Source organism: Bradyrhizobium sp. HKCCYLRH1030 (assembly GCF_051168395.1).
GTDB lineage: Bacteria > Pseudomonadota > Alphaproteobacteria > Rhizobiales > Xanthobacteraceae > Bradyrhizobium.
The window spans coordinates 409,575-428,386 of the sequence record NZ_JBNPUY010000001.1; the positions used below are offsets into that span (position 1 = coordinate 409,575).

Here is an 18,812-nt window from a genome sequence, read left to right on the forward strand (position 1 = left end):
TGCGCCGCGGTCGCTGGCGTTTTGGTCCGTGCGCGCGTCGGAGGACAACATTGAGCGAAGCGGCTTTCAACGAACTGCGACGGGTCTTCAACGCGCTGCTGGCGTCCGGGTTGGCCTCGCAGAACCTGGCAGACATGCTCGCCGACCGCGCCTTCGATCTGTTCGAAGCCAACATCGATGCCCAGACGGCGCATCTGCCCACCCTCGCCTGCGCCAAGGGCTGCCCCTCCTGTTGCGCGCTGCGCGTGACCGCGACGGCACCGGAGATCTTCCTGCTCGCGCGCTACGCCCGGCAGATCGATCAGCGCATGCCGGCAACCGCGCTCGGCTCGCTGTCACGCCGGATCAAGCTCGCCAACCGCGCGACGCGTGGCCTGAGCGAGACCGAGCGAATGAAGCTGCGCCAGCCTTGCCCATTCGTCGTGCGCGGCGGCTGCATCATCCATCCCGCGCGTCCGCTCGCCTGCCGCGGCCATGCCTCGTTCGACCGGCGCGCCTGCGCGCAGGCCATGGCCGGCCGCGAGGTGGACGTGCCGGTCTCGGCGCCACACGTCGCGCTGCGCGCCCTGGTGCAGGATTCGCTCAGGGACGCGCTCGGTGCTGCGGGGCTCGCCTCTGGCCTCTATGAGCTCAACCAGGGTCTCGTTCTGGCGCTCGACGCCCCCGAGCGCGAGCGCGCCTGGCGCGACGGACAGGACAGCCTCGCGCCGGCGCGGATCGAGGCGTCGACGACGGCAGCGCAGACGGACGCGGTGCTCTGGAGCTCGGCGGCGGGTGACGCTTCGATCCGGGACGAGGTTCCAGAGGCAGAGCCAGGTCGCCAATCTCCTATGGCTTGAGGATCGAGGCCCCGGTCGTGACGCGGCTTTCGAGATCGGCGTGCGCCCGGCCCGCATCCTTCAGCGCATAGGCGTGATTGATCTGCACGTGCAGCTTGCCGCTGATCACCGCCGAGAACAGCGTGTCGGCGCCCTCCAGCAGCTCGGACCGTTTGCCGATGTAGTCGTTGAGCTTCGGCCGGGTCGCGAATAGAGAGCCGTGACTGTTGAGCTCGGCGATCGAGAATGGCGGCACCGGACCCGAGGCATTGCCGAAGCTAACGAACAAACCGCGCGGCTTCAGGCAGGACAAGGAGCCGGGGAAGGTCGACTTGCCGACGCCGTCATAGACCACGTCGCACAATTCGCCGCGGCTGATCTGCTTGACCCGCGCGACGAAGTCCTCCTCGTTGTAGAGGATGACGTGGTCGCAGCCATTGGCCAGCGCCAGATCCGCCTTCGCTGTGGAGCCGACGGTGCCGATGACGTGCGCGCCGAGCGCGCGCGCCCACTGGCAGGCCAGCAGGCCGATGCCGCCCGCGGCGGCGTGGATCAGGACGCGATGGTGCGGCTCGACCTTGAAGGTCTTGTGCAGCAGGTACCAGACCGTCAGCCCCTTGAGCATCAGCACCGCGCCCTGCTCATAGGTGATGTGGTCGGGCAGCTTGACCAGCCGCTGCCAGCCGATGTTGCGCTCGGTGGCATAGCCGCCGAGGTTCTCATAATACGCGACGCGGTCGCCGGGATGGAAATGCGTGACGCCCGGCCCCACGGCGATCACCTCGCCTGCCGCCTCGTTGCCGGCGATGAACGGCAGGCCGGGCGCCTTGTACAGTCCGGTGCGATAGTACACGTCGATGAAGTTGAGGCCGATCGCGTGCTGGCGGATGCGGACCTCGCCGGGGCCGGGCGCGACGAGATCAACCGGCTCATAGACGAGCGCTTCGGGGCCTCCCACCTTGTGCACGCGCACCGCCTTGACCATCCCGCCATCTCCCCTTCGGACTCTCCATCGCCGCGTCCGGGAAGCCGGCGAAAGAACCTTCGACACTTACCTGATTCTCATCGGACATCCGGCTCCGTTGAAGGAGCCGACCTCCGGCCGCGCATCGGGCGCTGCCGGCGGCAAAAGCGAAGGCGATCACGACGGCCTTGTCAACTCGGCGCCTGTCAGGCGTTGCGCTTCCTGCGGTTGCGCGAGGCCATCACGTTGAAGGCTTCGACTGCCAGCGCAAAGACGATCGCGAAGTAGATGTAGCCGCGCGGGATGTGGAACTCGAAGCCGTCGGCGACCAGCGCGACGCCGATCAGCACCAGGAAGGCGAGCGCCAGCATCTTGGTGGTCGGATGGTTCGCCACGAAACGCGCTACGGGTCCCGAGGACACGTACATGATGACGACAGCGATGATGACGGCGGCGATCATGATCTCGAGATCCTGGGCCATGCCGATCGCGGTGATGATCGAGTCCAGCGAGAACACGAGATCGATGACGATGATCTGCAGGATCACCCAGAAGAACTTGTTGGCGCCGCCGCCCTGCGCCCCCTCCTCCCCCTCACGCGCCTCGACCTCGGCATGGATCTCGTGCGTGGCCTTGGCGATCAGGAACAGGCCGCCGGCGATCAGGATGATGTCGCGCCAGGAGAAGCCGAGGCCACCGATCGTGAACACCGGCTGCGTCAGCCCGATCAGCCAGACCAGCACGCTGAGCAGCAGGATGCGGAAGATCAAGGCCAACGCCAGCCCGATCTGGCGGGCGCGTGTCGCCTGCGGCTGCGGGATGCGCGAGGTGATCACCGACAGGAAGATGACGTTGTCGATGCCGAGAACGATCTCGAGTGCGGTCAGGGTGAGCAGCGCGGCCCACGCTTCGGGACTGGTCAGAAGGTCGATCATGCTTTCAAGGATCTCAACAGGCGGATCGCGGAGTCGCTCGCGACGATGTAGAGGGCGATCGCGCACAACAGCGTCGTTACGATCGGGCCCACGGCGAAGTTGTTTCCCAGCACGTCGATGACCAGGACGCCCCAGAGCGCGACCAGCGGCAGCGTCAGCCAGCGCAGCCGCTCGACGCGCACCGGGTGGATGACATGGAACGGGACGAAGGTCAGCGCGATCAGGACCGCGAGACCCAAGGTCGCCAACGATGGCGAGGGATGCAGCAGGAACAGGTAGAATGCCGCGATGTTCCAGAGTCCCGGAAACCCGCGAAAATGATTGTCGTCGCTCTTCATGCGGCGATCGGCGAAATACAGTGCGCCGGTGACGGCGATGCCGACGCCGATGACCGGCGCCGCGAGCGGCAGCAGCATCCCGCTGGCGGTGATGGCGTAGGCCGGCACGAACACATAGGTCGTGAAATCCACCACGAGATCGAGCACGTCGCCCGACCAGTCCGGCTGCACATGGACGACGTCGAGCCGGCGCGCCAGCGGCCCGTCGACGCCGTCGATGATGAGCGCGACGCCGAGCCACCAGAACATCGCAGTCCAATGCTCGCGCACGGCCTCGAGCATCGCGAGCAGCGCGACGCCCGCACCGAGCGCGGTGAAGACGTGCACCGAGAACGCCGCGGCACGATGCGCGGGCGTTGCGGCCACCCTGCTCTCTGGTCTCAACTGATCCATGCGGCGCCAGTGCTATCAGGAATCGGAGCCAATTGCATATCCGCCGTTGCGGCCATGCGCCGCGCAGGCTCACGCAATACCCTTGAAAAAGCCCTGCAGGAACGTCAAATGTTCCCGGATGAGCAACACAGACGCCAGCTTTGATGTCATCGTCGTCGGCGGCGGACCCGCCGGGCTCGCCGCCGCGATTGCATTGTCGCAGACCGGGGCGCGGACGGCGCTCGTGGCCCGCAAGGCTCCATATGCCGACAACCGCACCACCGCCCTGCTCGGCGGCTCGGTCGATTTCCTCGACGAGATCGGCGTCTGGTCATCGTGTCGTGACCGCGCCGCCGGCCTGAAGGCGATGCGGCTGGTCGACGATACCGGCCGGCTGATCCGAGCCCCGGAGGTGCGCTTCGTCGCCGACGAGATCGGTCTCGACGTGTTCGGCTACAACATCGCCAATGCCGTCCTGGTCGAGGCGCTGGAACAACGCGCCGGCGAGATCGACGGCCTGGTGCGGATCGCCGAGGATGCGGACAGCGTGCGCAGCGATGCCGATGCGGTGACCGTCACCAGCGCATCGGGCCGCGTGCTGACGGCGCGGCTCGTGGTCGGCGCCGATGGCCGGCATTCGCTGTGCCGCGAGGCCGCCGGCATCGGCGTGAGCCGGCGCACGCTGCAGCAGTCGGCGCTGACCTTCAACATCACCCATGCGCGGCCGCATCACAACGTCTCGACCGAATTCCACACGCCGCAGGGCCCCTGCGTGTTCGTGCCGCTGCCGGGTGACCGCTCCAGCGTCGTCTGGGTCGCAGCCCCGAAGGAGGCCGACCGGCTGTTCGCGCTCGACGACGACGCCCTGTCCGACGCCGCCGAGCGGCAGTCGCATTCGATCTTCGGACGCGTTCGCGTCGAGCCGGGCCGCCATGTGTTTCCGCTCGCGATCGAGCGGCCCCTGCGCTACGCGCAAAACCGCATCGCCCTGGTCGGCGAGGCCGCGCATGTGGTGCCGCCGATCGGTGCGCAGGGACTGAACCTCGGCCTGCGCGACGGCATCGACATCGCCGATGTCGTGCGCAAGGCCAATGCGGCCGGCGAGGATATCGGTGCCCCGCAGGTGCTCGCGCGCTACGGTGCGGCGCGCCGCGCCGACATCCTGAGCCGCACCTTCGCCATTGACGTCGCCAACCGCTCGCTGCTCAGCGATCTCCTGCCGATGCAGTCGCTGCGCGCCGTCGGCATGCACCTGATGAGCGGCATCGGTCCGCTGCGGCGGTTCGCGATGCGCGAGGGCCTGGCGCCGTCATGGAGAGCCACGCGCAGGGCCGGTTGAGCACCGTCAGGGAAACACCAGCCGGCCAGTCTGGATCAGCCACATCACGCTGGTCAGGGTGATCACCGAGGCGAAGGTGCCGATCAGCACCGCCGATGAGGCCGGCTCGATCCAGCTGTCATTCTGGCGCGCGATCACGAACACATTGAGCGCCGGCGGCAGCGCCGCCATCAGCACCGCGGTCGCCGCCCAAGGCTGCGCGAACGGCCCGAACAGCAGCATCAGCCCGAACGACAGCAGCGGGTGGACGACGAGCTTCACCACGGTCAGGACCGGCACCTCCCAGGGCAGCCGCTCGAACGGGCGCAGCGCCACGGTCACGCCGAGCGCGAACAGCGCCGTCGGCGCAGCGGCGTTCTGCAGGAACTGCAGGGTGCGGTCGAGCACGGTCGGCGGATGCAGCTGAAACGCCGCCGCCAGGATGCCGGCTGCCGTCGCCATGATCAGCGGGTTCTGCAGGATCTGGCGCAGCACCGTGCGCAGCGCGTGCGCCACCGAGGCGTGATCCCGCTCGGTCAGCTCGACGAGCAGCGGCACAATCGAGAACAGGAAGATGCTGTCGCAGCAGAAGATCAGCGCGGTCGGCGCCGCCGCCTTGGTCCCGAGCACGGCCAGCGCCAGCCCAGGCCCCATATAGCCGATGTTGCCGTAGCCGCCCGCGAGCCCGGCCATGGTCGCCTCGCGTAGCGACAGCCGCCCGATGGCCTTGCCGAGCACGAGCGCCAGGGCGAAGGTGAGCATGGTAGCGAGCGTCGTTGCAACCAGGAAGGGAGGGTTGCTCAGCTCCGTGAACGGCGTGCGCGCGATGAGGTTGAACATCAAAGCGGGCAGCGAGACGTAGAGCAGGAAGAAGTTCATCCAGGCGAGCCCGGCTTCGGGCAGCCTCCTCCACTTACCGCAGGTGAAGCCTATGAAAACGACGCCGAAATAAGGCAGGGCCAGATTGAGAATGTCGAACATGGGCTCGGAAGATGACCCCCTGAGGGGGCCTGGGAAGGGCCTGGAATGCGGGGGCGTCGCGGCTTGACGCGAATCGGATCGGTCTAGATCAAATCCGCCCGCGGGGCACTAGCATCGCTCCCCATCCTGGTCTATTCGACTGGGATGATCAAAGCGCGAACTGCCAAGTTTCAGATCGGCCAGATCGTCCGGCATCGGGTGTTCTCGTTCCGGGGCGTGATTTTCGACATCGATCCGGAGTTCAACAACACCGAGGAATGGTGGTTGTCGATTCCCGAGGAGGTCCGTCCGCACAAGGACCAGCCATTCTATCATCTGCTGGCCGAGAACGCGGAATCCGAATACGTCGCCTATGTCTCCGAGCAGAACCTGGTTCCCGACGAGTCCGGCGAGCCGATCCGCCATTCCCAGGTTGCGGAGATCTTCATTAAGGACAAGTCGGGCGGCTATCGTCCGCGCAATCCGCTGATGAACTGACCTGTCGACCGGAGGGCTTCAACCCAGCGCCGTCGGCACAGGCTTGATCTTTGGTCCCGGCGCGCAAGTTCCCCTCACATCCGTTCGCAGAACGAAAAAGGCGCTCCGAATGGAGCGCCCTTGATTTTGCGAAATGGACCCGACCGGCGTTACTGCTTCGCCTGCGGCTGGCCTGGCTGGGTCTGCTCGAGCTTCTTGCGCTGCTCCTCGGCGCGCTTCTGCAGCTCTTCCTGCAGCTTCTTCTGGGTTTCTTCGAACTGCTTCGGGTCGGTCGGCGGACCATCATAGGCCTTGGCGAAGCTGCTGTTGCCTTCCTGCAGCGGCAGCGGCAGCGTCAGCGCGGTGCCGTTCGAGTTGATCGCCTGGACGTAGAGGGTCTGGCCCTTCTTGAGGCTGTTCACGAATTCGGGCGTTGCTTCGTAGTCCGACATGCAGCCGTTCTGGAAGCAGATGACGTATTTGCCTTCCATGAACTGGTTGTTGTCGATGACGATGCGGGTGCCGGGCTGCAACTGCATGCCGAGCGGCAGGGTCACACGCAGGATCTTCTTCGGCTCGCCTTCGGGCTCGATGATGACCGCTGCAACCACAGGCTGACCGGATTCGATGCGGCCGTCCTTGCCGATGAAGCAGACCTGCTTGGCGTTGGCATCCTGCCCCTTCAGGCAGAACTTGGTCCACGGCGCATAGATCAGCTGCGGCATCTCCTGCTGAGCCTGGGCCTGAGGCTGGCCGCCGGCGGGAGGAGTGGCAGGGGCCTGGGCGGCCGGAGCGGGAGCCTTGGGAGCGGCAGCCGGAGCCTTCGCCTTCGGCGCTTGAGCCTGCGCAACCGAAGGAGCGAAGGAAACGGCCAGCGCGGTGACCGCGAGCAGCGCGACAAGCCGCCCACGCGGCCCAACCGACGAGGCCAAGTCACGGAAATTCATTGCGGAAAACCCTTTCTGAACGGCAGCGCCCGAGACCGCCAAAGGCGCCACACCAAGCCGTTGAAGCGGCTGTCTCCTCAGGAAATGAGGCGGTTAAGTGACAGGCGTTACCGCCGTAACTCAATCGCCCGCCTTCTTAACGCGGTGCGCGGAAGAATCAATGCCGCGAGACCATGTCGAAGCCGCGGTCTAGCGCTGGCGAGCGTGTGGTAAAAGCCCCTTGTGACCTGTTCCGAATCAAATGCTTGCGCCCCGATCCTGATGCTGCAGCGCATGTTCAGCGCGGCCGTGCGATGTGTCGCCGTCACCCTGGCATTGTTGCCCGAGGTCTACACTCCCATGGCGAAAGCGGCAGAAACTGCGGCGATCGCCATGCATGGTCACCCGGCCTTGCCCGCCGACTTCGACCATATGGCGTACGCGAATCCCGACGCGCCCAAGGGCGGTCGTCTGGTCTGGGGACTGCTCGGCACCTTCGATAGCCTGAACCCGTTCATCGTCCGCGGTATCGCAGTGCAGCAAATCCGCAGCTATGTGGTCGAGAGCCTGCTCACCCGCGGCAATGACGAGCCGTTCACGCTGTATGGCCTGCTGGCGAAAACCGTCGAGACCGACGAGAACAGGACCTATGTCACCTTCCGGCTCGACCCGCGCGCCCGCTTCGCCGACGGCAGCCGGGTGCGCGCCGAGGACGTGGCGTTCTCCTTTGCGCTGCTGCGTGATCACGGCCGCCCCAACCACCGGCAATACTACGGCAAGGTCGCCAGGGTCGACGTGCTTGATCCGCTGACCATCCGGTTCGATTTCGGCGGCGCCGAAGACCGCGAGTTGCCGCTGATCCTCGGCCTGATGCCGATTCTGGCGAAGCACGCGACCGACCGGGCGAGCTTCGAGGACACGACGATGACCGCGCCGCTCGGGTCGGGCCCGTATCGTGTCACCGCGGTGCAGCCGGGATCCAGTGTCACCCTCACCCGCAATCCGGACTATTGGGGACGCGACCTGCCGGTCAACCGCGGATTGTGGAACTTCGACGAGGTCCGGCTCGATTACTACCGCGAGTCCAATGGACAGTTCGAAGCCTTCAAGCGCGGGCTGTACGACTTCCGCGTCGAGACCGAACCGCTGCGCTGGCACGACGGCTACGACTTCCCGGCCGCGCGCAATGGCGAGGTCATCCGCGACAGCTTCACCTCGGGGATGCCGCAGCCCTCGCAGTTCCTGGTGTTCAACACGCGGCGGCCGGTGTTCGCCGACGTGAAGGTGCGCCGTGCGCTGACGCTGCTGTTCGATTTCGAATGGATCAACCGCAACTACTTCTTCGGGCTGTACCGCCGCAGCGGTGGCTATTTCGCCGGATCCGAGCTTTCGGCCTATGGACGTCCAGCCGATGCGGCCGAGCTCGATCTGTTGAAGCCGTACGCCGCGCAGATCCCCCCCGATATCATGGACGGCAGCTACCGCCTGCCGATCACCGACGGGTCCGGCCGCGACCGCGCAACGCTGAAGGCGGCGCTCGATCTGCTTGGCGAGGCCGGCTATGGCTTCGACGGGACGGTCTTGCGGTATCGGACGACGCGGGCCCCCCTCGCCTTCGAGATCCTGGTCACGACGCGCGACCAGGAGCGTATTGCGCTGGCTTACGCCGGCAGTCTCAAGCGGGCCGGCATCAATGCGTCCGTCAGGGTCGTCGATCCCGTGCAGTTCGACCAGCGCCGCCTGAGCTTCGAGTTCGACATGATCCAGAACCGCTGGGACCAGTCGCTGTCTCCCGGCAACGAGCAGGCGTTCTATTGGGGCAGCGAGGCCGCCGACCGCACCGGAACCCGCAACTACATGGGCGCCAAGGACCCGGCGATCGACGCCATGATCGCGGCGCTGTTGCGCGCCCGCGACAGGCCGGAATTTATCTCGACGGTTCGCGCATTGGACCGTACCCTGATGGCGGGGTTCTACGCTATTCCAGTGCTCAATGCCGCCGAGGAATGGATCGCGCGGTGGAATCGTATAGAACGGCCAGAGAGGACAGCTTTGACGGGAGCGCTCCCGGAGAGCTGGTGGCAGCGGCCGGAGCCGGCACGGAAGTGACCAATCGGGGCAATTGGTCGTGGCCGGGTCCGTGAAAGTACGGGGCAACAGGTGAATCAGGCCAATACGTCGCCGACGCTCGACGCGTTGTTTCAACGCATCCTGGCGCGCAAGCCGGATGCGGTTGCGCTGGTCGATCCGATCAACAAGCAGCGCGTCACCGGGCGACCGCCGATGCGCCTGACCTATGCCGAAGCCGATCGCGTGATCTCGGCGCTGGCCGCGCACTTCGTCGACGCCGGCCTGCCGGCTCATTCGGTGATCGCGGTCCAACTGCCCAACACGATCGAGTTCGTGCTGACCGTGCTGGCCGCGCATCGCGCCGGCCTCGTGGTCGCCGTATTCCCGCTGCTGTGGCGTCAGTCGGAGCTCGTGGCGGCGCTGAACCGCACCAGCGCGCGCGCCATCGTCACGATGTCGAAGATCGACGGCGTGATTCACTCCGATCTCGCGATGAATGCGGCGGCGGAGGCGTTCTCGATCCGCCACGTCTGCGGCTTCGGCTCCGACCTGCCCGAGGGGATGTATTCGCTGGACCAGTCGATCGCAAAACCCTCGCGCTCGACGCGCGGGCTCATGCCGGACGGCCGCAAGGCCGCGATCGTCTCCTTCGACGTGACCGCCGACGGCTTCCGCGCCGTGCCGCGCACCCATTTGAGCCTGATCGCCGGTGGGCTCGCCGTCTCGCTCGAGAGCGATCTGCCGCAGGGCGTGAACATGATGTCGGCCTTCCTGCCGTCGTCATTCGCCGGCCTCGCCGCCTCGGTCGTGACATGGCTGTTGTCCGGCGGCACCCTTGCGCTGCACCACCCGTTCGACGCCGACGCGCTGGAACAGCAGCTCGCGGAGCTGGCCTGCGATACGCTGGTCGCCCCGGCTCAACTCGCCTTGCGTCTCGACGAGGGCAATCTGGCCGCGCGGCTGCCGAACCTGCGCTATGTGCTCGGCCTGTGGCGCGCGCCCGAGCAGGTGGCGTCGAGCGCATCGTGGAAGACGCGCGACATCGAGATGACCGACGTCTATCTGTTCGGCGAAGCCGGACTGTTCGCCGTGCGCCGCACCGCGGCCGATGGCAGTCCCGGGCCGGTCAAGCCGGGCCGCCAGGGCGCGCCGCGCGAACAGCCGGGCTCGTCGATCGCCGGCGAGATCCTGGTGACGCCGAAGGGCACGCTCGGGCTGCGTGGGCCCATGGTCGTGTTGGCCGCCTACGCGCCGCCGCAACCGCCGAGCGACTCGCTGATGCCGGCAGCGCCGCGCGACTACGTCGACACCGAATACGCCGTGCGCCTCGACCGCGCCCAGGACACGATCTCGATCACGGCGCCGCCGGCCGGCGTGATGGCCGTTGGCGGCTACCGCTTCCTCGCCCAGGATCTGCACGAATGGTCGAGGCGGCTGGGCCAGGGCGCGCTGCTCACCGCTCTGCCCGACCGTCTCAGCGGTCACCGCCTCGCGGGCCGCGCGATGGACAATGCGCGCGCGCGGGAAGCGCTTGCCGAGCTGGGACTCAATCCGCTGATGGTCGAGGCCTTCCGCGACCGCGCCGGCTCGGGCGGCTGATCCTGCCGTCCGGACAGCTACGGAACCGTCATGTTTGGAACAGTGTTGACGCTGCGTTAACGGGAGGGACCCTAGGATCGCGATGTAACGTCAGCGTATCCTGAGTTCCCTGGATGTCCCCACAAGGCCCGCTTCTCATCGTCTCCTCGTCCACGCGGCCTTCGCTGAGTGCGGCCCTCGCGGTGGCGCAAATTCTCCCCTCCGTCGAGACGCGCTGGGCTGATGCGATCAGCATGATGTCCAAGGTTCAGCCGGCCGCGGTCGTTGCCGTCGTCGAGGATGCTGATGCAACCGAGCTTGCGGCGTTCTCGCGTCATGTCGGCGCGCGCAAGCCGTACGTGCCGCTGATCGCCATCGCACCCGGTGGCGCTGTCCTGCCCGACCACGCCATTCCCTTGCATGGCAGCGACAATCACGAGCGGCTGCTGGCGCGGCTGCGCGCGGCGTTGCGCGTCCGCACGCTGCACACCACCGTGCTACGCCGTCTCGATGAGAAGAAAGCACCCGACGCCACATTGCCGGAAACAGATCCGCTCGATGACGCGACCGTGCTGCTGCTCGGCCGCGGCAGTTCCCTGCCCGGCCTGTCGGTCGCGCTCGGCGAACGCATGGCGGTCGTCGGCGCGCTGAGCATCGAAGCCGCCGCCAAACATCTGTCGAGCCGCGACATCGACGGCATCGTGCTCGGCGAAGGGTTTTCGCCGCGCGTGGTCGATGCGTTCCTCGCGGTGCTCGCCGAGGACACCCGCTTCCGCAACCTTGCCGTCGTCGTCACTGCCAACCAGCCGGCGCCGCTGCAGGAACTCGCCAATCTCGAGATCATCGCCGGCGCTCCCGCGCACATCGCGGCCAGCGCGCTGCCCTTGATCCGCCAGCACGCCTTCGAAGCCCGCCTCAACCGCACGCTGCGCGCCATCGAAGCCGGCGGCATGCTCGACCCGCAGACCGGCCTGCTCACCCGGAACGCCTTTGCGCGCGACTTTGCCACCGCCGTCAGCCAGACCCAGAAGAGCGGCGGCAGCCTGGCGGTGGCCCGCTTCGCCTTCGATCCGGTCAATCCGCGCGCCCAGTATGACGGCGCCCGCATCATCAGCCGCCTGATGCGGCGGATGGATTTCGGCACCCACGAGGACAACGGCTCCGTCGTCGTCGTGTTTGCCGAGACGGATCTGCGCTCGGCCCACGCCATCGCCCGCCGCCTCTCCAGCGTGATGCGCCACACCTCGCACGGCAAACGCGACACGCGCACGGAGCCTTCGGTCACCGTCGCCGCGCTGCAGCCGGGCGACACCGCGCGCACCTTGCTGGCCCGCGTCTACGGCGAGGCGCAACGCGCGGCTTCATAGAACGATGTTGCCTGCGTCACGGGCGTCATTGCGAGTGACCTGCCACCGAAGTTTCATCCAGTAGCATTTAGAGTCCTGTTGGGCTTTACGCCGAGTGGCGCGGGTGCCGCAACGGGCGAATGGCGGAGCTGGTGGGGGGTGCGCAGCCGATCGCCCGTTACGGTGCGGTTGGCCGCATAGGCCGCAAACTCCTAGGGGCAGGTCACTACAGCAAAGCATATAACGTCAGATCTGAGCCCTTCGTCTGGACCAAGAAAAAGGCCCGGCAACGCCGCTTCAAAGACCGCCGTATCACCGAGCTATGATTCCGGGTACCAGGTCCGCTTGCGCACGCCAGTTGAAACGGTCTCGTGTGCACGCACATGGGTGCAGATCGTGATAACGAGCGCAAGCCGGCTGCACTGCCAGTCAGCGCCGAGCGCGGCGCTAGTGGGTGACGTCACGTTGACCGACAATAATGCCGCTACGCTGGCAAACATCACGCACGCCGCGATCAGCACCGCTCCCTTGTGGGTCCTTGGGTGGGAAATCATGGCCTTGGCTCCTGTACGATGGCCGGAAGAATAAAGGGCAGGCTCCACAGTCCTTGTGAACTAATTCACGACCTGACCCACAGTTTTCGCTGGTGGCCCGAAGGCGTGCGCGATTGCTGGCGCTGGATCAGCGCCGCAGCCGGACTCGCGCACCGGAGCAAACAGCATCTTTGTTCGGCCACCTCGTCGGCCCGAGGCGGGCGGCGTGGACGGAATGTCAACGCCGAGCGCCTTGGCTGTCTTGAGATTGACGACCAGCTCAAACCTGGTTGTCTGCTCGACGGGCTTCGCGTCCGGCTGCTGCCTCGGCTCGATCTTGATCAAGTTCAGCAGCGTCGCCGCCACGATCATCACCAGGACGCCGCCAACACTGAGCGCGATCTGCATCGTCAGCCCCTCCGAGATGCCGAGCAGCGCCAGGCGGCTGGCGAACGTCAGCAGAACGCCGAGGCAGTAGATTGGCAGCGAATTCTGGCCACAGAGAATGGCGCCGCGCATCACCGCCGTCGTCAGCCCTCGCCAATTGCGAGGCACTAACCATACTACCAAAACCGCAAGGGCCAAGAAATGCAGCAGTCGCAATGGATCGAGATTAGATTTGTCCATCGGGTAAAGCAGCGTCAGCAGCGCCTGCGGGACCAGCGCTTCCAGCGGTTTGATGCTCCAGCTCAATGCGATGATGAGGCTGAACACCAGATAGAGAGCGGCAGCCACAAGCGCGGTGCGTGAGGTCACCCATGGCCGGGCTCTCTTGTCTTCGATCATCCACCACACGCCAAGCACGACCAGCAGCTGCCAAGCCAGCGGATTGAAGGCCCAGTGGCCGTTCGGCCATGCCGGGATGGTCCATCCGAAGACGTGCACCAGTGCGTAAAGCAACAGCGACGCGCCGAGCGTTGCGTTCGGCGCTCGCAGCAGCAGCCACAGCAGCGGCGCGAACAAAAGGTGATAAAGCACGAAGAGCGGCAAGACGTCGGTGTTGACGGGGCAGTATTGCAGGATCGCCGCGTGCGCGAGCGTCACGCCCGGCTGTTCCAACAGAATGCGCGTATTGCTCTCGTCGGCAAGATGGCCGCCGCCTGCGAGGTGAACCATGATGGCGCAGGCGAGCGTGAGCAGCAGAAATGCGACATAAATATCCCAGCTTCGCCACAGCGTCCGGCCGATCACGCCGGTCCACCCCCCGCAGCGCCATGCCTTGCCGTAGGCCAACGTGCAGCTTACGCCCGACACGAACATGAACACTTCCGCGGCATCGCTGAAGCCGTAGTTCCGCAGTGTCAGCCAGCTCCCGATGTTGTTGGGGACATGATCAAGAAAGATGCACCAGAGCGCGATGCCGCGGCAGGCATCAATGCGCAAATCGCGGCCGTAGCCTTTCAGCTCCGGCAACGCGCCTACCGATGGCTTCAGGTCGGCAGTTCGATCATGCATCTGATTGCCCCGTCCGGCGTACGAGCACGCTTCAAGAGGGACCGAATTTGACAGAAAGTCACCGCCGCGCTGCCGGATCGTGACAACGCCGCAATCTAGATTTGCTTCACGCCGACCCCGGCCACCAAAGCTATTACGATAATGATCATATGGCGGCTGGCGGCGCTTGGTAGAACCTGCTGGCGCGTGAGGCTGTCCGTTTGACGATCATCGTTCAAACGGCAGAGCGCGTAAATCAGCCGGAGGTCCACAGAGAGAGGTTCCTAGGTCCTATGATCAAGGTACCGTACAGATCTCGGCATCAATCACCTTTGCCTACAGGCGAAGGAGACCCTGAGTCCCACGACTTTCGTGGTCCGTACTCGCGCTCCTACCGTGCGGTGACTACAATTACACCACACAACGGCATTCGGCTCCTACCTTGAGTGCCCGGCGGCGAACCGCTGGTTGGGCCAAGGATGATGGTGGATAGACGGTATCGAGAGCCAGTCTTCCGCCAGCTTCTTCCTCGCCAAAGACCCGAAGGTGGGTGTATGTTTTTTGAGTTGGATCTCCGTGCAATGGGATGACGGAGAGCTTTTATGAAAGTTCTTATTGTCGACGACCATGCATTAATCCGCGAGGCGTTGCACGCTGTCGTGAAACAACTGAAGCGAGACTCCGTCATTTTTGAAGCTTCGAACGGCCGTGAGGCAGTGCACATAGTCGAGGAACATCCTGACATCAGCCTCATTTTGCTTGATATCAATTTGCCTGATCGAGATGGCTTCTCTGTCCTCCGCGAACTGCGTGACCGCTATGCGACCATTGCTATCGTCATTCTCTCGTCCTCGGATGATCAAGATACAGTCAAGCGTGCCTTCAAACTTGGCGCTCTGGGTTTCATCCCAAAAACTACCGAACGTGAGGTCATGCTCAACGCCATCAAGTTAGTGTTCTCTGGCGGCATTTACATTCCCTCGGAGATACTTGAGGAACCAACGTCTCCGCGGCCTGCAAATAAGCTAGCGACGCGGGACTCTCCCAAGGGTCTCGGGTTGACCGATCGGCAGATTGAAGTGCTTGCGCTCCTGATGAAGGGAAAAAGCAACAAGATCATTGCCAAGACCCTCGATATGGCCGTGCCGACCGTGAAGAACCACATCACGGTCGTTCTCAAGGCACTCAATGTAACGAGTCGCACCGAGGCAGTAATAGAAGTAGGAAAAATGGGCTGGGACTTGTCGCCGAAATCTGATTCATAACGCCGCCCCGGTGTCTCTCCTATCGCCTTGATCCCTCAAGAACTCGTGCATGACAGCGCGGAGCCGCATTGGGTCGACAGGTTTGTGCAGCAAAATGTACCCTCTGTCCTTAGCGTCACGTAATGGTTCGGGTGCCGTATCGCCGCTGGTGAGGATAGCTGGAATTGACGAGCCAAACGCCGCACTAATTTGTTCAATTGCTCGGATACCGGTCTTTCCGCTGGCAAGATGATAGTCCGAGATTATAAGATCGAGGCGTTGTTGGCGCTCAGCCAGTCGGATGAGCGCAGCTTCGTCGGATCCGGCGGTAAGGACGGAGTATCCCCATTTGCCAAGCAATCCGCCCGTCTCCTCTCGCACAATTGGAGCATCGGCAATAACAAGAATTACCTTACCTTCGACCGCTGCGGGGCGAGGTGAGTCGACGGGCTCAGTGGACCTGACGCATTTATCGGCCATCGGAATCAGGATTGAGAATCGCGAACCTCGGCCCACAGTCGAAGCTAAGTCGACTTGATGGTTGAGAAGTACGCGAAGCCTGTCGACAATAGCCAGGCCGAGCCCCAGGCCGCCGTACCGGTTCCGTTCTGGGCCGGGTAGTTGAAAAAACTCGCCAAAGATATTCTGCTTCTGATCCTCAGGAATGCCGGGACCGCTATCCCATACTTCGATACGCAACATTTCACCGCGCCGACGACATCCGACGATGATCCCGCCCCGTGACGTATAGCGCACAGCATTGGATACCAGATTGAGCAGTATGCGTTCGAGCAGCATGGCGTCGCTCCGCACCCAGGCGTCACTTCGCCGAACGCGTAGACGCAAGCCTTTTTCTCGCGTTGCCTGATCAAACGTAGTCTCAATTGTTTGCAACAGGCGCGCGATCGGGAATTCGGTAATTTTGGGTGTAAGGATTCCAGCATCGAGCCTGGAAATATCCAGGAGCGAGTTGAACATTTCATCCATTTCTTTGCGCGTTGCATCGATCCGCTCGATCGTCTTTGTCCTTTCCCCCGATTTGAGCGGCGTGCGCAGCTGTGCAACGAACAGGCCTAGTGCATGTAATGGCTGCCGCAAATCATGGCTTGCCATGGCAAGAAAGCGCGATTTTGCTGCATTGGCGAGCTCCAGCTCTTGCGTACGCTCAGCGACCTTCCGTTCGAGTTCCATCTGCGCGTGGCGCAGACTTTCCTCCGCTTTCTTGCGCACCTCGACGTCGGCGCTCAGTAGCAAGCTTGGAACGGCAATACTGATCAAAAACATCAATACCAGCAGGAATGAAACGTTGAGATCCACGGTCGTGAAGGGGCCGCCGCCCGTGAGCGTCCCCCAAATCGTGATCCCCGCAAGCACCAGCGCAACCGTTGCGGTGTCACGTGGACCGCAGCGCAGCGCCGCCCACAACATTGGCAGGATCGCGAGAAAACCCAGTGGATTTCGGCTCGGCGTTTGCTCGATCAGGGGGCTGAAAGCAATGAGTCCAACAGCCGCCGCTGTTGCGAGGACGCCGACCGTCTCCAAGAATTCCTTGCGGTTGAAAGCATGGTAGGGGCTTGATGCCCAAAGCACGATAACGGGGGCAATGACCAGCGCGCCGGTCACATCTCCCAGCCACCATGTGACCCAGGCGTTTGCGAAATTCGTCCGTTCGATGTACCCGGCGGTTGCCAGGCTGGACAGTCCAATGCTGGCGCTGATCGGTGTCGCGATCACGAGGCAAATCAGGGTAAACTTCGCGACAGAATATGGCGTCGAAAACGTATTACATCCGCTCGACCATCGATTGATTAGGTGAGCGCCAACAACCGCTTCAAGAGAGTTACCGGTCGCAATCGCAATCGCGGTGGCAACCGAGCCGGCGGTCGTCGCATTGGCGATCACCGCCGCCGTGAAAATTGCGGGCCAAGTCCGATATCCCCACAACAGCACCGCCGCCAGCGCGACACCTGTCGGTGGCCAAATTGGCGTTGCACTGGGATGAATAGAGGCGAGAGCAAGGCCACCTTTTGCCAGGGCGAAATAGATCAGTCCAATTGCAACCAGACCGCCGGCATAGCTAATGCCTCGGCGGAAATTTATCTCCGGCGATAGTGATCGTGGATCGGACATCGTCGATGCCTGAACTAGGCAGTTGGATCGCCCCCCACAACTGACCTTTGATCTTCTTGAAGATCTGCGAAACTGATCTCGTTGATAAAAATCTGTGAAACATTAATCCTCTTTAGGGACTCGTGCGACCATCTCAAGGTTGCACACGCGTTCGAGCCGGACTTAGCTAGCGCTCGCATGATGCCGATACCGGCGAGCATCGCAGGCCCGCCCTGTTCTGCAACTGACCTGCCACCGAAGTTTCATCCGGTAGGATTTAGAGTCCTGTTTGACGCCGAGTGGCGCGGGTGCAGCAACGGGCGATTGGCGGAGCTGGTCGGGGTTGCGCCGCCGATCGCCCGTTGCGGGGAGGTTGGCGGCTGAAGAATGGCGGCGGCCTTGCCGTCGCGCGCTTCGCCTTCGATCACTTCGACCCCCGCGCCCAATATGACGGCGCGCGCATCATCAGCCGGCTGATGCGCCGGATGGATTTCGGGACCCACGAGGACAACGGCTCGGTCGTGGTCGTGTTCGCCGAGACCGATCTGCGTTCGGCGCATGCGATCGTGCGGCGGCTGTCGAGCCGTGATGCGCCATACCTCGCATGGCAAGCGCAACACGCGCATGGAGACGGCGGTGACCGTCGCCGCACTGTAGCAGGGCGACACCGCACGCACGCTGCTGGCCCGGGTCTATGGCGAGCCGCAGCGCGCGGCGTCGTGAAGCCCACTAGTAAGCCTGCCTCAGGCAAGCACTTCAATTCCGATGAGCCGCCCATCCGCATCGAGATCCAGGATTATGTCGGCGCCAACGTATGAAAGAAGGTCAGACAATGGTACTTGCCTGGCAGAGCACCCCTTTGTTCCTGACCCGGGATGCTCAGGCAACATCAGATACGCCACGTTCGGATCGTCTGCACTAATGCGAAGTGCGATGTTACGTTGCGTCATCGACATCTCCCAAGCAGGCGCATCAACGTCCGTAAGGTGGGTACACGCGCATGCACGATCTCGCCATATGTGAGCGCAAGACGGCGCCGTGCCCGCCATCCCAAGAAATTAGCCGAGCGTACCATAAATTGTAAGGGATCGCTTCCAGCAAGTCCAAGACACGGCGTGCGCGCGGCTCGCATATCCTGACTTCGGTCGTCAGATCTCATCGGCTTGGCCACGATCTCAACCGAACACTGGCATCTTCAGATCGCGCATTTGCCCCACTCGTCTGATGCTATCACCCTTAGCTCGGGGGCGTCTGACGAAGCGAAGGATGGCGCGATGCAAAACCGACAATCTCGCGATGAGACCGACTGGATCAGCGTGATCGCGATCGTCTCAGTCTTCACGATCGCCAGCCTTGCGTTGCATTTCGGCTGGATGCTTCGCTAACGCTC

At 63.8% G+C, this 18,812-nt stretch carries 17 protein-coding genes and 1 pseudogene; 9 read left to right on the forward strand and 9 right to left on the reverse strand.

All coding sequences use genetic code 11. The annotated features are described in order from the left end of the window. Nucleotides 1-50: 50 nt before the first annotated feature. Nucleotides 51-839 (forward strand): YkgJ family cysteine cluster protein, encoded by a 789-nt coding sequence (locus ACQR1E_RS01760; protein ID WP_316167939.1) that lies wholly within the window; start codon nucleotides 51-53, stop codon nucleotides 837-839. Here ACQR1E_RS01760 and ACQR1E_RS01765 read toward each other — a convergent pair. The 3 genes from ACQR1E_RS01765 to pcsA form a co-directional block, all read right to left on the reverse strand. After that, on the reverse strand, nucleotides 829-1,803 hold the full coding sequence (locus tag ACQR1E_RS01765) for a quinone oxidoreductase family protein (protein ID WP_315751589.1): 975 nt from the start codon (nucleotides 1,801-1,803) through the stop codon (nucleotides 829-831). The genes ACQR1E_RS01760 and ACQR1E_RS01765 overlap by 11 nt on opposite strands. A gap of 185 nt (nucleotides 1,804-1,988) precedes the next feature. Beyond that, nucleotides 1,989-2,717: a TerC family protein gene (locus tag ACQR1E_RS01770; protein WP_315711994.1), complete on the reverse strand. Its 729-nt coding sequence runs from the start codon at nucleotides 2,715-2,717 to the stop codon at nucleotides 1,989-1,991. Then, on the reverse strand, nucleotides 2,714-3,448 hold the full coding sequence (pcsA, locus tag ACQR1E_RS01775; RefSeq protein WP_316167936.1) for a phosphatidylcholine synthase: 735 nt from the start codon (nucleotides 3,446-3,448) through the stop codon (nucleotides 2,714-2,716). Before pcsA ends, ACQR1E_RS01770 begins: the two co-directional genes overlap by 4 nt. Before the next feature lie 118 nt (nucleotides 3,449-3,566). Here pcsA and ACQR1E_RS01780 point away from each other — a divergent pair, with 118 nt between their 5' ends. Further along, nucleotides 3,567-4,766: a UbiH/UbiF family hydroxylase gene (locus ACQR1E_RS01780; RefSeq protein WP_434896584.1), complete on the forward strand. Its 1,200-nt coding sequence runs from the start codon at nucleotides 3,567-3,569 to the stop codon at nucleotides 4,764-4,766. 6 nt (nucleotides 4,767-4,772) lie between these two features. Here ACQR1E_RS01780 and ACQR1E_RS01785 read toward each other — a convergent pair whose 3' ends face one another. Continuing rightward, complete coding sequence (locus ACQR1E_RS01785; protein WP_434896585.1) at nucleotides 4,773-5,726, reverse strand: AEC family transporter; 954 nt, start codon at nucleotides 5,724-5,726, stop codon at nucleotides 4,773-4,775. Nucleotides 5,727-5,870: 144 nt separating this feature from the next. Here ACQR1E_RS01785 and hspQ point away from each other — a divergent pair, with 144 nt between their 5' ends. Continuing rightward, nucleotides 5,871-6,203 carry a heat shock protein HspQ gene (gene hspQ, locus ACQR1E_RS01790; RefSeq protein ID WP_315711998.1) on the forward strand — a complete coding sequence of 111 codons (333 nt, stop codon included), beginning with the start codon at nucleotides 5,871-5,873 and terminating at the stop codon, nucleotides 6,201-6,203. A 149-nt stretch (nucleotides 6,204-6,352) separates the two neighbouring features. Here the strand turns inward: hspQ and ACQR1E_RS01795 are convergent, their stop codons facing one another. Continuing rightward, a complete protein-coding gene (locus tag ACQR1E_RS01795; protein WP_315751592.1) occupies nucleotides 6,353-7,129 on the reverse strand; it encodes an invasion associated locus B family protein in 777 nt (258 codons plus the stop codon). A gap of 261 nt (nucleotides 7,130-7,390) precedes the next feature. On the opposite strand from ACQR1E_RS01795, the gene ACQR1E_RS01800 reads away from it, so the two are divergent. From ACQR1E_RS01800 to ACQR1E_RS01810, 3 genes are all read left to right on the forward strand, one after another. Further along, on the forward strand, nucleotides 7,391-9,217 hold the full coding sequence (locus ACQR1E_RS01800; protein WP_434896586.1) for an extracellular solute-binding protein: 1,827 nt from the start codon (nucleotides 7,391-7,393) through the stop codon (nucleotides 9,215-9,217). Nucleotides 9,218-9,268: 51 nt separating this feature from the next. Then, nucleotides 9,269-10,777, forward strand: coding sequence for a class I adenylate-forming enzyme family protein (locus tag ACQR1E_RS01805; protein WP_315751594.1), 1,509 nt, complete (start codon nucleotides 9,269-9,271; stop codon nucleotides 10,775-10,777). Nucleotides 10,778-10,890: 113 nt separating this feature from the next. Next, the gene (locus ACQR1E_RS01810) at nucleotides 10,891-12,123 is read left to right on the forward strand and encodes a GGDEF domain-containing protein (RefSeq protein WP_315712003.1); all 1,233 of its coding nucleotides are present in this window, start codon (nucleotides 10,891-10,893) and stop codon (nucleotides 12,121-12,123) included. A gap of 299 nt (nucleotides 12,124-12,422) precedes the next feature. On the opposite strand, the gene ACQR1E_RS01815 is transcribed toward ACQR1E_RS01810, so the two are convergent. Next, on the reverse strand, nucleotides 12,423-12,656 hold the full coding sequence (locus ACQR1E_RS01815; protein WP_315712004.1) for a hypothetical protein: 234 nt from the start codon (nucleotides 12,654-12,656) through the stop codon (nucleotides 12,423-12,425). 60 nt (nucleotides 12,657-12,716) lie between these two features. Beyond that, complete coding sequence (opgC, locus tag ACQR1E_RS01820; protein ID WP_316159437.1) at nucleotides 12,717-14,090, reverse strand: OpgC domain-containing protein; 1,374 nt, start codon at nucleotides 14,088-14,090, stop codon at nucleotides 12,717-12,719. A gap of 581 nt (nucleotides 14,091-14,671) precedes the next feature. On the opposite strand from opgC, the gene ACQR1E_RS01825 reads away from it, so the two are divergent. After that, nucleotides 14,672-15,334 (forward strand): response regulator transcription factor, encoded by a 663-nt coding sequence (locus ACQR1E_RS01825; protein ID WP_315751597.1) that lies wholly within the window; start codon nucleotides 14,672-14,674, stop codon nucleotides 15,332-15,334. Here the strand turns inward: ACQR1E_RS01825 and ACQR1E_RS01830 are convergent. Next, nucleotides 15,329-17,443: an MASE1 domain-containing protein gene (locus tag ACQR1E_RS01830; RefSeq protein ID WP_434896587.1), complete on the reverse strand. Its 2,115-nt coding sequence runs from the start codon at nucleotides 17,441-17,443 to the stop codon at nucleotides 15,329-15,331. The genes ACQR1E_RS01825 and ACQR1E_RS01830 overlap by 6 nt on opposite strands. A gap of 362 nt (nucleotides 17,444-17,805) precedes the next feature. On the opposite strand from ACQR1E_RS01830, the pseudogene ACQR1E_RS01835 reads away from it, so the two are divergent. After that, nucleotides 17,806-18,145: pseudogene (locus ACQR1E_RS01835) on the forward strand (GGDEF domain-containing protein); the annotation flags it as partial. Nucleotides 18,146-18,165: 20 nt separating this feature from the next. Here the strand turns inward: ACQR1E_RS01835 and ACQR1E_RS01840 are convergent. Further along, on the reverse strand, nucleotides 18,166-18,471 hold the full coding sequence (locus ACQR1E_RS01840; protein WP_410052262.1) for a DUF2283 domain-containing protein: 306 nt from the start codon (nucleotides 18,469-18,471) through the stop codon (nucleotides 18,166-18,168). 114 nt (nucleotides 18,472-18,585) lie between these two features. Between ACQR1E_RS01840 and ACQR1E_RS01845 the strand changes: the two genes are divergently transcribed. After that, nucleotides 18,586-18,807, forward strand: coding sequence for a hypothetical protein (locus tag ACQR1E_RS01845; protein ID WP_315712011.1), 222 nt, complete (start codon nucleotides 18,586-18,588; stop codon nucleotides 18,805-18,807). Nucleotides 18,808-18,812 lie beyond the last annotated feature (5 nt).

Excerpts from the sequence above, each read along its gene's own strand:
- opgC (WP_316159437.1), bottom strand. The coding sequence starts at position 14,090 with ATGCATGATCGAACTGCCGACCTGAAGCCATCGGTAGGCGCGTTGCCG.
- ACQR1E_RS01825 (WP_315751597.1), top strand. The coding sequence starts at position 14,672 with ATGAAAGTTCTTATTGTCGACGACCATGCATTAATCCGCGAGGCGTTG.
- ACQR1E_RS01830 (WP_434896587.1), bottom strand. The coding sequence starts at position 17,443 with ATGTCCGATCCACGATCACTATCGCCGGAGATAAATTTCCGCCGAGGC.
- ACQR1E_RS01800 (WP_434896586.1), top strand. The coding sequence starts at position 7,391 with ATGCTGCAGCGCATGTTCAGCGCGGCCGTGCGATGTGTCGCCGTCACC.
- ACQR1E_RS01795 (WP_315751592.1), bottom strand. The coding sequence starts at position 7,129 with ATGAATTTCCGTGACTTGGCCTCGTCGGTTGGGCCGCGTGGGCGGCTT.
- hspQ (WP_315711998.1), top strand. The coding sequence starts at position 5,871 with ATGATCAAAGCGCGAACTGCCAAGTTTCAGATCGGCCAGATCGTCCGG.
- ACQR1E_RS01815 (WP_315712004.1), bottom strand. The coding sequence starts at position 12,656 with ATGATTTCCCACCCAAGGACCCACAAGGGAGCGGTGCTGATCGCGGCG.
- ACQR1E_RS01770 (WP_315711994.1), bottom strand. The coding sequence starts at position 2,717 with ATGATCGACCTTCTGACCAGTCCCGAAGCGTGGGCCGCGCTGCTCACC.
- ACQR1E_RS01765 (WP_315751589.1), bottom strand. The coding sequence starts at position 1,803 with ATGGTCAAGGCGGTGCGCGTGCACAAGGTGGGAGGCCCCGAAGCGCTC.
- ACQR1E_RS01780 (WP_434896584.1), top strand. The coding sequence starts at position 3,567 with ATGAGCAACACAGACGCCAGCTTTGATGTCATCGTCGTCGGCGGCGGA.
- ACQR1E_RS01810 (WP_315712003.1), top strand. The coding sequence starts at position 10,891 with ATGTCCCCACAAGGCCCGCTTCTCATCGTCTCCTCGTCCACGCGGCCT.
- ACQR1E_RS01840 (WP_410052262.1), bottom strand. The coding sequence starts at position 18,471 with ATGGCGGGCACGGCGCCGTCTTGCGCTCACATATGGCGAGATCGTGCA.
- ACQR1E_RS01785 (WP_434896585.1), bottom strand. The coding sequence starts at position 5,726 with ATGTTCGACATTCTCAATCTGGCCCTGCCTTATTTCGGCGTCGTTTTC.
- pcsA (WP_316167936.1), bottom strand. The coding sequence starts at position 3,448 with ATGGATCAGTTGAGACCAGAGAGCAGGGTGGCCGCAACGCCCGCGCAT.